Here is a 14,680-nt window from a genome sequence, read left to right as displayed (position 1 = left end):
TCTTTTAAAATAGCAAGATTTTAATACAAATTTAATACAAACCAAAATTATTATTTTTATCAATCTCCTCTGATCTTATTAATAATCAGAAAAAGATTATAATACTATGCGGCATGTTCTCCTATTAATCGCTTAAGTAACTCAAGCTCTTTAGCTAAAGTTTGATCATCACAAACTAAATCTTCAATTTTACGTACAGCATGTAAAACAGTCGTATGATCACGCCCCCCAAAACGGCGTCCAATTTCAGGTAATGAACGAGGTGTTAAAACTTTTGCCAAATACATCGCAACTTGCCGTGGCTTCACAATTGTACGTGTTCGACGATTAGACAATAAATCCTGCCTAGAAACATTATAATGACGTGCAACAGTACGTTGAATTTCCTCTATTCGAATACGTTTCGATTCACCTGAACGTGTCAAATGACCTAATAATTCATCAATTCGCTCTAAAGATAAATCAACTTCAAAAGATTGACGAAATAACAACTGGTTAAAAGCTCCCTCAATATCACGACCTGATCCTAAAACCGTTTTAGCAATATATTCCAAAATCTCATCAGAAATTGTAATCATATTATCATCTTGTTGTGCAACTTTTAATCGTTGGCGCAACATTGCCAAACGCATCTCATAATCTGGCGTTTCAATTTCAAGAGCCACACCTCCTTGAAGACGAGAGCGCACACGAAGATCAAGCGATTCTAATTCTGCTGGTGGACGATCAGCAGCCACAATAACTTGTTTGGCACTATCGAGTAACATATTCAGCAAATGGCAAAATTCGCGTTGAATTGATTTCCCTTGTAAAAATTGCATATCATCGATAATTAAAAGATCAATGTCACGCAATTGCTCTTTGAATGAAAGAGCATCATTATCACGAATGGCCACAGCAAAACGCCACATAAAATATTCAGCAGTCAAATAAATAACCCGCGCAGGTGTCAAACGTTTAAGCGCAGCTGCTGCAATAGCCTGAAGCAAATGTGTCTTTCCTAAACCAACAGACGCATAAATAAAAAGGGGATTAAAGCGTAAAGAACTTTTATGTCCTTCTGCAATCGAGCGCGCTGCAGCCAAAGCAACACGATTCGAAGTACCTTCAATAAAATTCTCAAAAGTATAGCGAGAATCAAGTGGAGAACCAAAAACACCCTCTTGATTACTTTTAACTGATTGCTCGGCATAACTTTCAACTAAAGAAGAAACAGGTTGCTCTTCAGGCTCAATCACAATCGAGCTTTTATTAGATCCACATAAAAAACCTTTTGAAACACGTTCCATACTTCGGATAATAACTTCAACGCGAAGAATCGCTGAATTCTCCTGCTGCCATAAAGTAGTTAAAAGAGTGCTATAATGATTATTGATCCACGAACGTAAAAACGCTGTAGGAACAGAAAGTTTTACAAGATTACGATTATACTCAGCAAGTTTCAAACGGCCAAACCAACTCGTATAAGCCTCAACACCAATTTGGGCTTTTAACTGCGCCATTACACGTGCAAAAGCAGCAGCGCCCTCTTCCTCTGAAAAAACTAGAGGTCCTAAAGAGGACTTAACACTAACTGGCCCTTTTATCTTCATCATTTCATTTATCATTTTCTCTGTCGATAGGATATCCACTGCAACCTTTTTAAAGGAACTAGCTTTAGAATTCAATTTATTCACCATTTTTTATCCCAAAAAAAACTATAATCCCGCCCTACCAAACAGCTAAAATCTGTCTGGCGAAAGCAGAGACACACCCTTCCCCAAATAAGATTATTCATCCTCCCCTTAGGATAGTCTTAGTACAACCCTACTAACAAAGATGATCAATAAGATTTATCTTGTTTAATTGTATGATACGATACGCTTTCCGAAACTGAAAACAATCAATAATGAAAGTTAAAAAACACCGCTAAAAACTGCTTAACATGCATCCACAAACAGAGCATAAGATAAAGCATTCTCTATAAAATATGATATAGAACACTTACCTGACGTAAACCTTGCGTATTTTCAATTTTCATAAAGAACATACAAAACAGCACAGGTAAAATGCAAGAGGCTAAAATGAAATCAAAAGATCATAAAAAACGACTATAAATTTGTATTTGCAAAAAGAAAATAAGAAAGACTATTGATTCAAATAACTTTTTTTTTGTAAAGTTTACCGATAATTAAAGATTTCATGTATTAAAAATAAAAATAAAAAAAGCTTGACAAAAAACGACTCTATAGAAATCCACAACACTTGTGGATAACTATCTAAATATAAAAAACAACAATACTTATTTGAAAGTAATCAATAAATCACTTTCCTGAGAAAAATGAATTAAAAAACCAGCACCGATTTAGATGCTGGTTAATGAGCGAAGTTTAATTATATAAATATAGTAAAATTAAGCTTTAAGAGCTTTTAAACGTTTAGCCAAACGCGAAACTTTTCGGGCTGCAGTATTTTTATGAAAAACCCCTTTAGAAACCGCACGCATAATTTCAGGCTCAAAATTTTTAAATGCCACCTCCGCCAATGCTTTATCACCACAAGCTAAAGCATCATCCAATTTACGAATAAAAGTGCGAACACGCGAACGACGAGCCTTGTTGAACTGCGTACGCATTTCGATCTTACGGACAGCCTTTTTAGCTGAAGGTGTATTTGCCATAAACATATCTCTCTTAACTGATCAGTACAAACAGTTTAAACTCTGTTGATACTGAGACAAACAATTCCAAACTACACAGCTATTCATTACCTATAAACTTATAACTTAACATTCAAGCTAACGTCAATTAATTTTTTAAATAAGTATAAAATTAGCGAAGCATTTCCTCAATCAACTACTTTATAAATATATATTTCCAATAACAAGTAAATTGAGTTTCTATTGCTTACATTGTTTAAACTGCCAAATTACGTAAAACATATTGCAAAATACCACCATGACGTAAATAATCTAATTCGTCTTCAGTATCAATACGACATAATAATCGCACTTTCTTCTCTGTGCCATCAATAAAAGTTATTGTAGCTGTTATCTTCTGACGAGGTTGCAAATCATTGATTCCTTCAATTGTTACTTTCTCACTACCCTTTAATCCTAACGATTGCCAACTTGTACCTGCTTCAAAGACAAAAGGAACAATTCCCATCCCAACAAGATTAGATCGATGAATACGCTCAAAAGATTGAGCAATTACTGCTTTTACACCAAGAAGATAAGCGCCTTTAGCTGCCCAATCTCGAGACGATCCATTACCATATTCAATACCAGCAAAAACAACAAGGGGAACTCCTTCTTGTTTATATGTCATTGCTACATCGTAAATAGATCCTTCTTGTTTTGACGGATAATGAACTGTATAGCCCCCTTCACGACCATTTTCTCCAAGAATAAAATTACGAATTCGGATATTTGCAAAGGTCCCACGCATCATAACTTCATGATTTCCACGACGTGTTCCATACTGATTAAAATCAGCTACTTTAACACCATGATCAATCAAATATTTTCCTGCAGGCGAATCAATCTTAATAGAACCGGCAGGAGAAATATGATCAGTCGTAATCTTATCACCGAATAAACCCAAAATCCTCGCATTTTTAATATCTGCTAATGTACCAGGAATTTTAAGCATGTTATCGAAGTAAGGAGGATTCCGCACATAAGTTGACTGATCATCCCAAGAGTAGGTAACACCAGCTGGAACCTGAACTTTCTGCCAATTTTCATCTCCCTTAAATACATCTCTATATTTCTCTATAAAAATCTTACGAGTAACATTTTGTTCAATAAACTCCTGTATTTCCTCAGAAGTCGGCCAAATATCTTTTAAGTAAACAGGTTGACCATCTAAACCTATACCAAGAGGCTCCTTCGTTAAATCTTTACGCACTGTTCCTACTAGCGCATGCGCAACAACCAATGGAGGTGAAGCTAAATAATTTGCTTGCACATCAGGTGATACACGTCCTTCAAAATTACGATTACCTGAAAGAACTGCTGCAGTAATTAAACCATTATCGTTAATGACTTTAGAAATAGCTGGTGACAAAGGACCAGAATTCCCAATACATGTCGTACACCCAAATCCTACTAGATTAAATCCTAAAACGTCTAAATCTTTTTGAAGACCTGAATCAAGAAGATAAGCTTCAACCACCTGCGATCCCGGTGCAAGAGAAGTTTTAACCCATGGTTTACTCCTGAGACCTTTCGCTACAGCATTACGCGCTAAAAGACCAGCGGCAATAAGAACGCTTGGATTTGATGTATTCGTACAAGAGGTAATGGCAGCAATAACGACATCTCCATGACCAATGTCATAATCTTTATTTTCAACCTTATAACGATCATTTTGCTTACTGATTTTCTTATAATCATCAACCAGTGCTTGCTCAAAACCTTGCCCAACATTTTCTAAGGAAATACGCCCTTCTGGACGCTTGGGACCAGCCATAGAAGATACAACATCTCCCATATCCAATTCAATTGTATCACTAAAGACAGGATCTCCAACCTTCTCATCATGCCACATTCCTTGCGCCTTAGAATAAGCCTCCGCCAAAGCAATGCGACTTTCATCACGCCCTGTCATATTAAGATAACGGATTGTTTCTTTATCGATTGGAAAGAAACCGCAAGTTGCACCATATTCTGGTGCCATATTTGCAATCGTAGCACGATCAGAAAGTGTCATATATTTTAGTCCAGGACCAAAAAATTCAACAAATTTACCGACAACACCTTTTTTGCGTAACATTTGCGTAATTAGAAGGACTAAATCAGTCGCTGTTACGCCTTCTTTAAGTTTACCAGTTAAACGAAAACCAATCACTTCAGGTAGCAACATTGAAACCGGCTGCCCTAACATTGCTGCTTCTGCTTCAATACCACCAACACCCCAACCCAAAACACCCAGACCATTAACCATGGTTGTATGGGAATCAGTTCCTACACATGTATCAGGATAAACTGTCTGACAACTACTATCAGCTTTTGTCCACACACATTGTGCTAAGTATTCTAGATTTACCTGATGGCAAATCCCTGTGCCAGGAGGAACAACACGAAAATTTTTAAATGCTTGCTGTCCCCACTTCAAAAAACGATAGCGCTCACTATTGCGTTCATATTCATATCCGACATTTGTCTTAAATGCCCCTGAATTACCAAAATCATCAACAATAATTGAGTGATCAATGACAAGATCTACAGGAATAAGTGGATTGATTTTTTCAGCATCCCCTCCAAGCTTGTCCATAGCGTCTCGCATAGCAGAAAGATCAACAACAGCAGGAACACCTGTAAAATCTTGCATGAGAACACGTGCAGGGCGATAAGCAATTTCCACACCAGAATGCCCTTTATCATTTAACCACTGAACGACATTCAGGATATCTTCTTTCTTGACTACGCGACCATCTTCAAACCGCAACAAATTTTCAAGAAGAACTTTCATCGAAAATGGTAAATGGGAAATTCCTTCAAGCCCATTCTTTTCTGCTTCAATCAAGCTGTAATAAATATACTCTTTACCATCAACACTTAAAATTCTGCGACAATTAAAACTATCAATTTGAGACATAACTGTTCACCCTTAAGTACTACAAATCACCCCATTCCTCAGAACGAACAACACAAACTGCAGGTCAAGATTGCAGTTTGAATGCGGGTTATCATGTCCGCTATTCATTCCCCGCTCTTTTATCGGTAAATTCAGACCACAAACCTGTCCCAAACCGACTACTGGCGTAATACGTGCCTTATAGAACTATTTCTAGAACTATTCTAGATACAATTTCATAAAAAACGTGTTTTTTACTTTATTATGCAATAAAAATTAACAAATAATAGAATAACGGGTTATTATTATGATGTTATCGGGTAAAAATCTAACGGCACATAGAAATGAAAAAACTTTATTTCAAGGTCTTTCTTTTTGTTTATCCACACAACAACTGATGACAATCACAGGCCCAAATGGTGTTGGAAAATCTACATTATTGCGAATCATTGTCGGCCTTTTTAAAGCTACTGAAGGCGATTTAAAGTTAGAAGACAAGGGGAAAATATACCCTCTGGCACTTGCATGTCACTATCTCAGCACTCAAAATGCCATGAAATCCTGCTTATCTGTTATTGATAATCTAAAATTTTGGGCTGAATTTTATGGACAACACTTCTACCATCCCCATGATGCTCTTGCAGAGATTGGTCTTTCTGATCTCGCACATTTACCTTTTAATATTCTATCAACTGGACAAAAAAGATGTGTAGCTATTGCTCGCTTACTCCTCTCTTATCGCCCTATTTGGATTCTAGACGAACCAATATCCGGACTTGATCGCCATGCTCAAACGATCTTTGCAATATTATTTCAACGTCATCTCAATCAAGGAGGAATGATTATTGCAGCAACTCATACTTCTCTTGGTCTAAAAGAACACCACATCATTGCCTTAGAGCATTTTTATCCCCTTAGGAAAAAAATAAAATGAAAGCACTATTTTGGCGCGACCTTAAATTAATTTTATTATCACAAACTTCTTTATTAACAGGACCTTTATTTTTTATAGCGATCATTATCATAACTCCCTTTACCCTGGGAACAGATTCAAATACTCTCTCACGAATAGGTCCAGGCATATTATGGCTAAGTGCTCTTCTTGCAGGGCTACTCAATCTTAATAAACTTTTTCAAACCGACTGCGATGATGGAAATCTCGATCAACTTATTCTTTTTGGTCAAAGAAAAAACTTAACATTGATTGTTTTCATCAAATGTCTTGCACATTGGGCAGGAACCATGCTCCCCCTCATCTTTATCACCCCTATCGCAGCATTTATGCTTCATTTAGATACTCTAATAACCTTTACAACAATTCTAACCCTTTTATGTGGAACACCTGCTTTCATTTTCATTGGTGCAATTGGAGCAGCTTTAGCAACATCATTATCGCATAACACAATGCTCATTTTTATTATTATTTTACCATGGACAATTCCAATCTTAATTTTTGGTGTTACAGCTGCCATAGCTCCAATAACATCAAAAGTTTTTTTCCTTCCTGCTCTCGCTTTTCTGTCTGCTTTTTCACTCTTTTTTGGTCTTTTTAGTTCTTTTGTAACAGCTATAACACTCAAATACCTATCAGAATAACAAAAGATAATTGCTCCCAAGCAAAAATCTGCCTATTATAAATTTATGAATAAATTATCGCGAAAAAAAACGAAAATTTCCCTCGCAAATCCAACCCACTTCATGGAAATAAGTAGTGCGGCTTTACCTTGGTTAACTAGTATAACATTATTTCTTCTTATCTTAGGTCTTGTTTTGGTTATATATTCCCCTGATGATTATCAACAGGGTGTTACTGTTAAAATTATGTATATTCATGTTCCATTTGCCTGGTTGTCTACCTTTTGTTACATTATAATGAGTGCTGCTGCATTAGGAAGCCTGATCTGGAACTATCGTCTCGCTGACATAGCACTAAAATGTGGCGCATCCATCGGAACTATCTTTACAGCTTTAGCACTTATAACAGGAGCACTTTGGGGACGTTCTACGTGGGGAACATGGTGGGTATGGGACGCTAGATTGACATCGGTTTTAATTTTGTTTTTTATCTACCTTGCCATTATTACTCTTGCTTATTCTTTTGATAACCAAATCAAAGCTGCATACGCTACAGCAATTTTAACATTAGTTGGATTAGTTAATATTCCTATTATCAAATTCTCTGTCAACTGGTGGAATACACTTCATCAACCAGCATCACTTTTACGGGTAGAAGGTACAACCATTGATCGTGCCATGTTATGGCCTCTCATAACAATGATGTTTTGTTTTATCTTCATGTTTATTGTCTTGCATCTAATAGCTATGCAAAATGAAATTACCCATCGCTATATTAAAACACTTCAAATTAAAGCAACTCATCATTTTCAACATCAGGACTCTTCATCATGCTCCAATTAAATAACACTCAAAATGAAGCTTTTGGAAATTTTGTCCAACGAATTGATCTTTTCCTTGGAACCCTAAACCATCAGCAAATTGTTGCTTTAAGTTATATCCTCTCTGCAAGTGTTCTATTTTGTTTTATTGGATATATCCTTTATAAAAGTATGCGCCAAAAAAAAATTCTGAAACAACTTCAAATACAAGAAACAATTTGGGAAAAACAATACAATGAAAACCATCCCTCTCAGAACTAACTAAAGCAAACCTTTGCCTGTCTTATTAGAAATCTTTGTATCCATTTTTTTTGCAGTTGTATTCTTCTTTAACTTTATAGAAAGCAAAAATTCTATGACATTTTTTTTACTTAAGTATATTAGTTGGAAAAATCGCTCCTCAAATCCAACTTCCTTTGTGAATAGTAAAGACTCTTTAAATTTCGTACACGTTAAAGGATACATAACATTGATTAATTTTTTGGATGTCTTGGTGCCTACTTTGTCATGTAGAACATTCAATTCTTAAAGAAATCGCAAAAAATCAGTGTTTTGCTCTTATCTCAATTCATTATAATGACTAAAATAATACCCGACGTTTTTTAACCAATTTTGACAATAGTTTGTAATTAATTGGTTTTAATGCTTCATATCTTACAGCTATTAACTAGGGTATACATGAATTACCAAAGATGAAAGAAGCTATATAACCACAAAAAGCTCATTCCACATCCATATTAAGGCAATGTTCCCGTAGTAAACCTATAACATATGAAATTGGGTGAAAATTTTAACTACTGTCTCAATTTCATAAAAGCAAATATCTCCTATAACTAGGATTGTATCTTTAACATATTTTCTTTTTTAAACTTAGTATTAAAGAATAGCTGTTTTCATAACAAAATAATTGATATAACCTAAATTATAAAGCAAGATTTTGGCTATTTACTCATCTCATATTCTTATTCGCCGTCTTTCTGATACTGGTTGAAATGCTATTTTAGCGTGAAAATCACAATAAGGACTACTTTCGCTAGAATCAGCGCCACAGAAATGAAAGTTTGATGATAGAGGATCTCCAACAGGCCATCTACACGTGTTTTCATTCAATTGTAAAAGATTAAGATTACGTGACATAGGTACAACTACATTTGATTTTTCAGGTATGTTTTCTTCTGTTACACTCTCCATGACAAGCCCTTGTCTTAAATTTGCAGCTTTAGAATCGTCAGAAGAGCAATTGTCTTGTAACATCGATGACGTTGTACGACGTATCCGCGACGTTGATGAATTAACACCTGTTAATACTTTTTGTGCACGTGATACTACTTGTGTTGTTTTACCGCGCCCTGGTAATTTCAGCCGGTGTACCTTACCAATCACAGCATTTCTGCTGACCCCACCCAACTGAACTGCAATTTGACTTGCACTCAAACCTTCACTCCAAAGCTTCTTAAGAAGTTCAACGCGCTCACATGTCCAACCCATACTAGAACCCCATTCCAATTATCTCACCGAAAGGCTTTCAACTGCATCTTCGAATATATTAATTATATTCGAACAGCTCAATAAAAGACCTTTTAATCTAACCAATCGCGGAATTTACAAATAGAAATCCAATTTTGTTTATTTCCCCAAACTATAATATGCACTAACTCTATGACAAGAGTTATTATATTTTAATAACGTTCTTTTAAAATGTTTTCCCCAACTTACAAACAAATCGTAGAAAAAATTTTAACTCTAACTTTTTCATAACAAAGATACCTTTTCGAAACCTTAATTGATTTTTTATCAATTAGCACGATAGTTCATTATAATGAAGTAGACTATATTAATGCGTAAACAAATAGATCATAGTTTTCAAATGTTGTATTACAGCATTTAAACAATCAAGAGTATAACGATGAATACCATCTATACACAATCACTTTATAATACTTTTGCTCGACGTCACTTGCATTTTACACAAGGAAATGGCGTATGGCTTATCTCTGATAAAGGAGAAAAGTATCTTGATTTCACATCTGGCATTGCTGTCAATGTTTTAGGACATACACACCCAAAGCTTATTGATGCCCTTAAAACACAAGCTGAAAAACTTTGGCATGTTTCTAATCTTTTTGAATCGCCTGAACAAGAATCACTTGCTGCACGTCTTTGTGCTAACAGTTTTGCTGATAAAGTTTTTTTCTGCAATTCTGGTGCTGAAGCATTAGAATGTGCATTCAAAACTGCTCGTCGCTATCATTATACATTGGATCAACCACAACGATTCGAAATCATTACTTTTGAAGGTGCATTTCATGGTCGTACACTTGCAACGATTGCTGCTAGTGGACAAAAAAAATATCTTGAAGGTTTTGGCCCAAAAGTCTGTGGTTTTATTCAAGTACCCTTTGATGATGAAAAAGCTTTACGTCATGCTATCAATAAAAATACTGCAGCTATCCTTATTGAACCGATTCAAGGAGAAGGTGGATTGCGAACAACTCCTTATGAAACTTTAAAAATGCTACGTAAACTATGCAATGACAATCAATTATTATTAATTTTAGATGAAGTTCAAACCGGAATCGGACGTACAGGAAAACTTTTTGCATATGAATGGTATGATATCGTACCAGATATCCTCACTCTTGCTAAGGGGCTGGGTGGTGGTTTTCCGTTAGGAGCTTGTCTTGCAACAGAAAAAGCAGCAAAAGCCATGACACCAGGAACCCATGGTACAACCTTTGGAGGCAATCTCCTTGGCATAGCTGTAAGCAAGAGTGTTCTTGATACACTCTTAGAACCGGGTTTTCTTAATCATGTACAACATATGGGTAATAAGCTAAAACAGGGACTTTTAAACATTTTAAACACTTATCCTGATATTATCTGTACAATTCAAGGTACAGGCCTTATGATGGGTATGCAATGTATCATTCCTCAAAATGAAGTTATCACTGCACTCGATAATGAACATATTCTCAGTGTTGGAGCTGGTCATAATATTGTTCGCTTTTTGCCTCCTCTCATAATCAATGAAGAAGAAATATATGAAGGTTTGCATCGGATTGAAAAAGCTATTGCTTATCTTTCGCAAACAAATAAAAAAAGACAAATATAATATTATGACACATACCCTTCACCACTTTACCGATATATCTATTTTAACTCCACAAAGAGCACGTGCTCTTATCGATTATGCAAAAATCCTCAAAGCTGCCTTTAAATCAGGAGAAAATTTAAAACCTTTTTCTGGTAAAACACTAGCAATGATTTTTGAAAAGCCTTCTACACGAACCCGAGTTTCTTTTGATCTTGGCATGCGTCAGCTTGGTGGAGAAACAATCATGTTAACGGGATCTGAAATGCAGCTTGGTCATAGTGAAACAATTGCCGATACAGCACGTGTACTATCACGCTTTGTAGAAGCCATAATAATACGAACCACAGCACATCATCGGATGCTTGAATTAGCGCAATATGCGCAAATTCCTGTCATTAACGCTCTTACAGATGACACACATCCTTGCCAAATTTTAGCAGATATCCTTACCTATGAAGAACACCGTGGCACTATTGCTGGCAAAACATTTGCTTGGATGGGAGACGGCAACAATGTTCTTCATTCTTTAATCGAAGCAACAGCTCTTTTCAATTTTCATCTGCATATCGCTACACCGCAAGGAAGTGAACCCCAAGAAAAATATATAAACTGGGCACGCGAACGAGGAGCACATATTATGCTCACTCATAATCCTCAAAAAGCTGCTGAGAACGTTGATTGTATTATTACCGACACATGGGTTTCTATGGGACAAGAGTTTCGTGCCCAAAATTATTCCATTTTTCAACCTTATCAAGTCAATGAAGCTTTAATGGCATGTGCCAAACCTGATGCTCTTTTCATGCACTGCCTCCCTGCTCATCGTGGTGAAGAAGTTGTAGACGCTGTAATCGACGGACCACATTCTGTTGTTTTTGATGAAGCTGAAAATCGCCTGCATGCTCAAAAAGCAATCCTTTCCTGGTGTTTACAAGATGCGTTTTTTCAACCCAATAATTTATGAAATAAACTTTAAAAAGCAAAAATATGAACAACGAAGACAAAAAATCTAAAGATCAAATCTATTTAAATAATTTTTATCAGAATGAAGATGATACCGTTATTCCCTTTCAAGTCGAAGAACTAGATATTCGTGGACGCGGTGTACAACTTGGAGAAAGCTTAAATTCCATTCTCACCAAACATCAATATCCTGATCCTGTTTCTTATCTTCTAGCAGAAGCTTTAGTTACAACTGTTTTACTTGGAACATCATTGAAATTTGAAGGAAAATTTATTTTACAAACTCATTCTGAAGGACCAGTCAATATGTTAGTATGTGATTTTGTTCCTCCCTCAAATTTACGTGGTTACGCTCGTTTTGATAAAGAAAAATTAAACCAGGCTATAGCGAATGGTAAAACATCTTCAGAAATGCTTCTTGGAAAAGGGACTTTGGCTTTCACTATTGACCAAAGCTCCTATACACAACGCTATCAAGGAATCGTCGCCTTAGATGGTTCAAATTTTCAAGAAGCTGCTCGTACTTATTTTAACCAATCAGAACAAATACCTACTGATCTCCGTTTAGCAGTTTCTACCTTAATTAACCATAATAAACAGGACAAAATACAAAAAAGCTGGAGAGCAGCAGGGCTTTTAACTCAACTCTTGCCCAAAGCTTCTCCTTATCATACACCATGCCAAACAAATACAAAATTAGACGAAACAAAAAACTGTATCCAACTCGAAAACCAATGGCAGGAAGTAAAAGCGCTCACTGCAACCATTGACAGTGAAGAACTTACAGATCCCCAAGTTGGTATTAAACGATTACTTTTCCGCCTTTTTCACGAACGAAGTGTAAAAGTTTTTCAAACCTTTCCTATAACAAATCGGTGTTCTTGCTCACGAAAAAAAATTAAAGAAATATTAGAAAGCTTTTCTGTTGAAGAACGTGCTCAAACAATAGAAAATCAACAAACTTCTGTTACCTGTGAATTTTGTTCAACGGTTTACTATTTCAAACCAGAAGAACTTTTTCAAATATAAAGCATAAAATAATTATTTCTGTAACAGACAAATTTTTTTCTATTTAAAAATCTTATGCTAAAAACCACAAACTTATTATAAATTTTATTGCGCATAATTATTAATTGATATATTTTTCATATTGTCTTTTTGAAATTTGGAATATTTTATTGATGCGGAGATTTAAGATTCTAAATTTATTTTTTATTTATTACAAAATTTAAAAACTTTTTTGTGGAATTTTTCATGAATATTATACTGTAAAATGAAATGATAAAAATTTTAAAATGTAAATGTAGTTACCTGTTAAAAATTTAAGGAGAAGGTTATTAATGAGAGAAGTTTAATCTTCTTAAAGGTAATTTAGTGCTAGTAATTTGAAAGCAATTGCAACAAATGAAAGAAGACATTTCAGTATCGTTCCATAACTATAATTATCAAAATAGTTTCACGCTAAAGAATAAATATAGGGTAAAACGCTATGAAACATTTGAGATGATATGTATACATAATGTAATACAAGCAATCGTTAATCTATACTACGAGCCTCTGCCAAAACAATTTGATTCCTCTTATTTAAAACATATTCATATGTGTTTGTATCGAAAAACGTTTGAGTGGGCTGGACATACTCGTGACGTTCCATTTATGTTTCTCGATGGAACAATCGCCTGCCAACCAAAAGTTAAAAAAGTAATTTCGAATACTTTTTTTGCAATTGGTGAAGAAATTCAGACAGGTTTTAAAGAATTTGACAAAATGCTCGTTGAAAAAAACAATTTGCGAGGTTTGTCACACGAAAAATTTGCCATTGAAACAGCAGAAATGTTTTCCTTTCTCAACTATATATGTCCTTTTAAAAAAGGAAATGGATACACACAACGTTTTTTCTTTCAAAGACTTGCCCAAAATGCAGGTTATACACTCGATTTTTCAAAGATAACAGAAGATGAAATGCTAAATGCTTGTATTAGTGCACTACGAGATAACGACTTAAAGCCTATGCATTCTATATTCAAAAAAATCACTTATCTAGAGTGCAGACTACGTATTACTTCGGATAGACGACGCTTAAAACACTTAGGATACAATACTCATCCATACATGCGCTAAATAGGTTTACATTTTTTCTCTTTGCAGAAAACGACGTAACTGAATATAAAGAGTGCCACTGCCTCCATGTTTATGAGCTGCTTGTCCAAAAGCCTAGACATAATATTGAAAAACAGGTGTTGATAACCAATAAGGGACAAATTGGCACAAAACGCCATTGCTTCCGTGTGAATGACCCTTTCCTGTTATCACTAGAACATAACGTAATCCCCAACGATGAGATGATTGTAAGAATTCTTTTAAACAACGATACGCTTCATCTTGTATCAAACCATGAAGGTCAATACGCGCTTCTATACGACAGAGACCTTTTGCAATTTTACGATGCACAGTATGATCAAAACACTGCATTTTCTTTGCTTTAATTATTTTTTTCTTTTGCTCTTTAACTATCGTTGGCTTCTGCTTCTGTTGACTTTCTTGAAAAAGTGGGACTGTTGTACGACAAACCTGCTCCCATAAAAATAGTCTTGAGAAACCAGTGGATTTTTTTCTTTCATCCTTAGTCATTAAACTCTTTAATCGCGTGTAATTTTATGAAAAAT

11 protein-coding genes and 1 pseudogene are annotated in these 14,680 nt (G+C 35.3%); 7 read left to right on the top strand and 5 right to left on the bottom strand.

The window, feature by feature from the left end; all coding sequences use genetic code 11:
* Positions 1-104: 104 nt before the first annotated feature.
* The 3 genes from dnaA to acnA all read right to left on the bottom strand — a co-directional run bounded on the left by dnaA (position 105) and on the right by acnA (position 5,582).
* Positions 105-1,679, bottom strand: coding sequence for a chromosomal replication initiator protein DnaA (dnaA, locus tag Bho11B_RS01680; protein ID WP_078673496.1), 1,575 nt, complete (start codon positions 1,677-1,679; stop codon positions 105-107).
* Positions 1,680-2,392: 713 nt separating this feature from the next.
* Positions 2,393-2,659 carry a 30S ribosomal protein S20 gene (gene rpsT / locus Bho11B_RS01675; RefSeq protein WP_078673495.1) on the bottom strand — a complete coding sequence of 89 codons (267 nt, stop codon included), beginning with the start codon at positions 2,657-2,659 and terminating at the stop codon, positions 2,393-2,395.
* Between the two features lie 235 nt (positions 2,660-2,894).
* Entirely contained in the window at positions 2,895-5,582 is a 2,688-nt protein-coding gene (gene acnA, locus Bho11B_RS01670; RefSeq protein ID WP_078673494.1) for an aconitate hydratase AcnA, read from the bottom strand.
* 286 nt (positions 5,583-5,868) lie between these two features.
* Between acnA and ccmA the strand changes: the two genes are divergently transcribed.
* The 3 genes from ccmA to Bho11B_RS01655 are packed head-to-tail and all read left to right on the top strand — an operon-like array spanning position 5,869 to position 7,979.
* A complete protein-coding gene (gene ccmA, locus Bho11B_RS01665; protein WP_078673493.1) occupies positions 5,869-6,495 on the top strand; it encodes a heme ABC exporter ATP-binding protein CcmA in 627 nt (208 codons plus the stop codon).
* Positions 6,492-7,157: a heme exporter protein CcmB gene (gene ccmB, locus Bho11B_RS01660; RefSeq protein WP_035005526.1), complete on the top strand. Its 666-nt coding sequence runs from the start codon at positions 6,492-6,494 to the stop codon at positions 7,155-7,157. The genes ccmA and ccmB overlap by 4 nt, the downstream gene beginning before the upstream one ends.
* A gap of 45 nt (positions 7,158-7,202) precedes the next feature.
* Complete coding sequence (locus Bho11B_RS01655; RefSeq protein ID WP_078673492.1) at positions 7,203-7,979, top strand: heme ABC transporter permease; 777 nt, start codon at positions 7,203-7,205, stop codon at positions 7,977-7,979.
* A 932-nt stretch (positions 7,980-8,911) separates the two neighbouring features.
* Here Bho11B_RS01655 and Bho11B_RS01640 read toward each other — a convergent pair.
* Positions 8,912-9,445, bottom strand: a complete 534-nt coding sequence (locus tag Bho11B_RS01640) for a GcrA family cell cycle regulator (protein ID WP_035005522.1) — start codon at positions 9,443-9,445, stop codon at positions 8,912-8,914.
* Positions 9,446-9,863: 418 nt separating this feature from the next.
* On the opposite strand from Bho11B_RS01640, the gene Bho11B_RS01635 reads away from it, so the two are divergent.
* The 4 genes from Bho11B_RS01635 to Bho11B_RS01620 all read left to right on the top strand — a co-directional run bounded on the left by Bho11B_RS01635 (position 9,864) and on the right by Bho11B_RS01620 (position 14,135).
* The gene (locus tag Bho11B_RS01635; protein WP_078673491.1) at positions 9,864-11,069 is read left to right on the top strand and encodes an aspartate aminotransferase family protein; all 1,206 of its coding nucleotides are present in this window, start codon (positions 9,864-9,866) and stop codon (positions 11,067-11,069) included.
* Between the two features lie 4 nt (positions 11,070-11,073).
* Positions 11,074-12,015, top strand: a complete 942-nt coding sequence (gene argF, locus Bho11B_RS01630) for an ornithine carbamoyltransferase (protein ID WP_035006632.1) — start codon at positions 11,074-11,076, stop codon at positions 12,013-12,015.
* Between the two features lie 23 nt (positions 12,016-12,038).
* Positions 12,039-13,043 (top strand): Hsp33 family molecular chaperone, encoded by a 1,005-nt coding sequence (locus Bho11B_RS01625; RefSeq protein WP_035005519.1) that lies wholly within the window; start codon positions 12,039-12,041, stop codon positions 13,041-13,043.
* A 375-nt stretch (positions 13,044-13,418) separates the two neighbouring features.
* Positions 13,419-14,135, top strand: coding sequence for a Fic family protein (locus Bho11B_RS01620; protein ID WP_078673490.1), 717 nt, complete (start codon positions 13,419-13,421; stop codon positions 14,133-14,135).
* Positions 14,136-14,141: 6 nt separating this feature from the next.
* Here Bho11B_RS01620 and Bho11B_RS01615 read toward each other — a convergent pair.
* A pseudogene (locus Bho11B_RS01615) lies at positions 14,142-14,635 on the bottom strand (Smr/MutS family protein).
* Between the last annotated feature and the right edge of the window lie 45 nt (positions 14,636-14,680).

Source organism: Bartonella sp. 11B, assembly GCF_002022625.1.
Taxonomy (GTDB): Bacteria; Pseudomonadota; Alphaproteobacteria; order Rhizobiales; family Rhizobiaceae; genus Bartonella; species Bartonella rochalimae.
Note: the sequence above shows the minus strand (reverse complement) of the source record. Positions and strands in the feature narration are given on the sequence as shown.

Bases quoted from the DNA above. Each gene is read 5' to 3' on its own strand.
- dnaA (WP_078673496.1), bottom strand. From the start codon at position 1,679: ATGGTGAATAAATTGAATTCTAAAGCTAGTTCCTTTAAAAAGGTTGCA.
- rpsT (WP_078673495.1), bottom strand. From the start codon at position 2,659: ATGGCAAATACACCTTCAGCTAAAAAGGCTGTCCGTAAGATCGAAATG.
- acnA (WP_078673494.1), bottom strand. From the start codon at position 5,582: ATGTCTCAAATTGATAGTTTTAATTGTCGCAGAATTTTAAGTGTTGAT.
- ccmA (WP_078673493.1), top strand. From the start codon at position 5,869: ATGATGTTATCGGGTAAAAATCTAACGGCACATAGAAATGAAAAAACT.
- ccmB (WP_035005526.1), top strand. From the start codon at position 6,492: ATGAAAGCACTATTTTGGCGCGACCTTAAATTAATTTTATTATCACAA.
- Bho11B_RS01655 (WP_078673492.1), top strand. From the start codon at position 7,203: ATGAATAAATTATCGCGAAAAAAAACGAAAATTTCCCTCGCAAATCCA.
- Bho11B_RS01640 (WP_035005522.1), bottom strand. From the start codon at position 9,445: ATGGGTTGGACATGTGAGCGCGTTGAACTTCTTAAGAAGCTTTGGAGT.
- Bho11B_RS01635 (WP_078673491.1), top strand. From the start codon at position 9,864: ATGAATACCATCTATACACAATCACTTTATAATACTTTTGCTCGACGT.
- argF (WP_035006632.1), top strand. From the start codon at position 11,074: ATGACACATACCCTTCACCACTTTACCGATATATCTATTTTAACTCCA.
- Bho11B_RS01625 (WP_035005519.1), top strand. From the start codon at position 12,039: ATGAACAACGAAGACAAAAAATCTAAAGATCAAATCTATTTAAATAAT.
- Bho11B_RS01620 (WP_078673490.1), top strand. From the start codon at position 13,419: ATGAAAGAAGACATTTCAGTATCGTTCCATAACTATAATTATCAAAAT.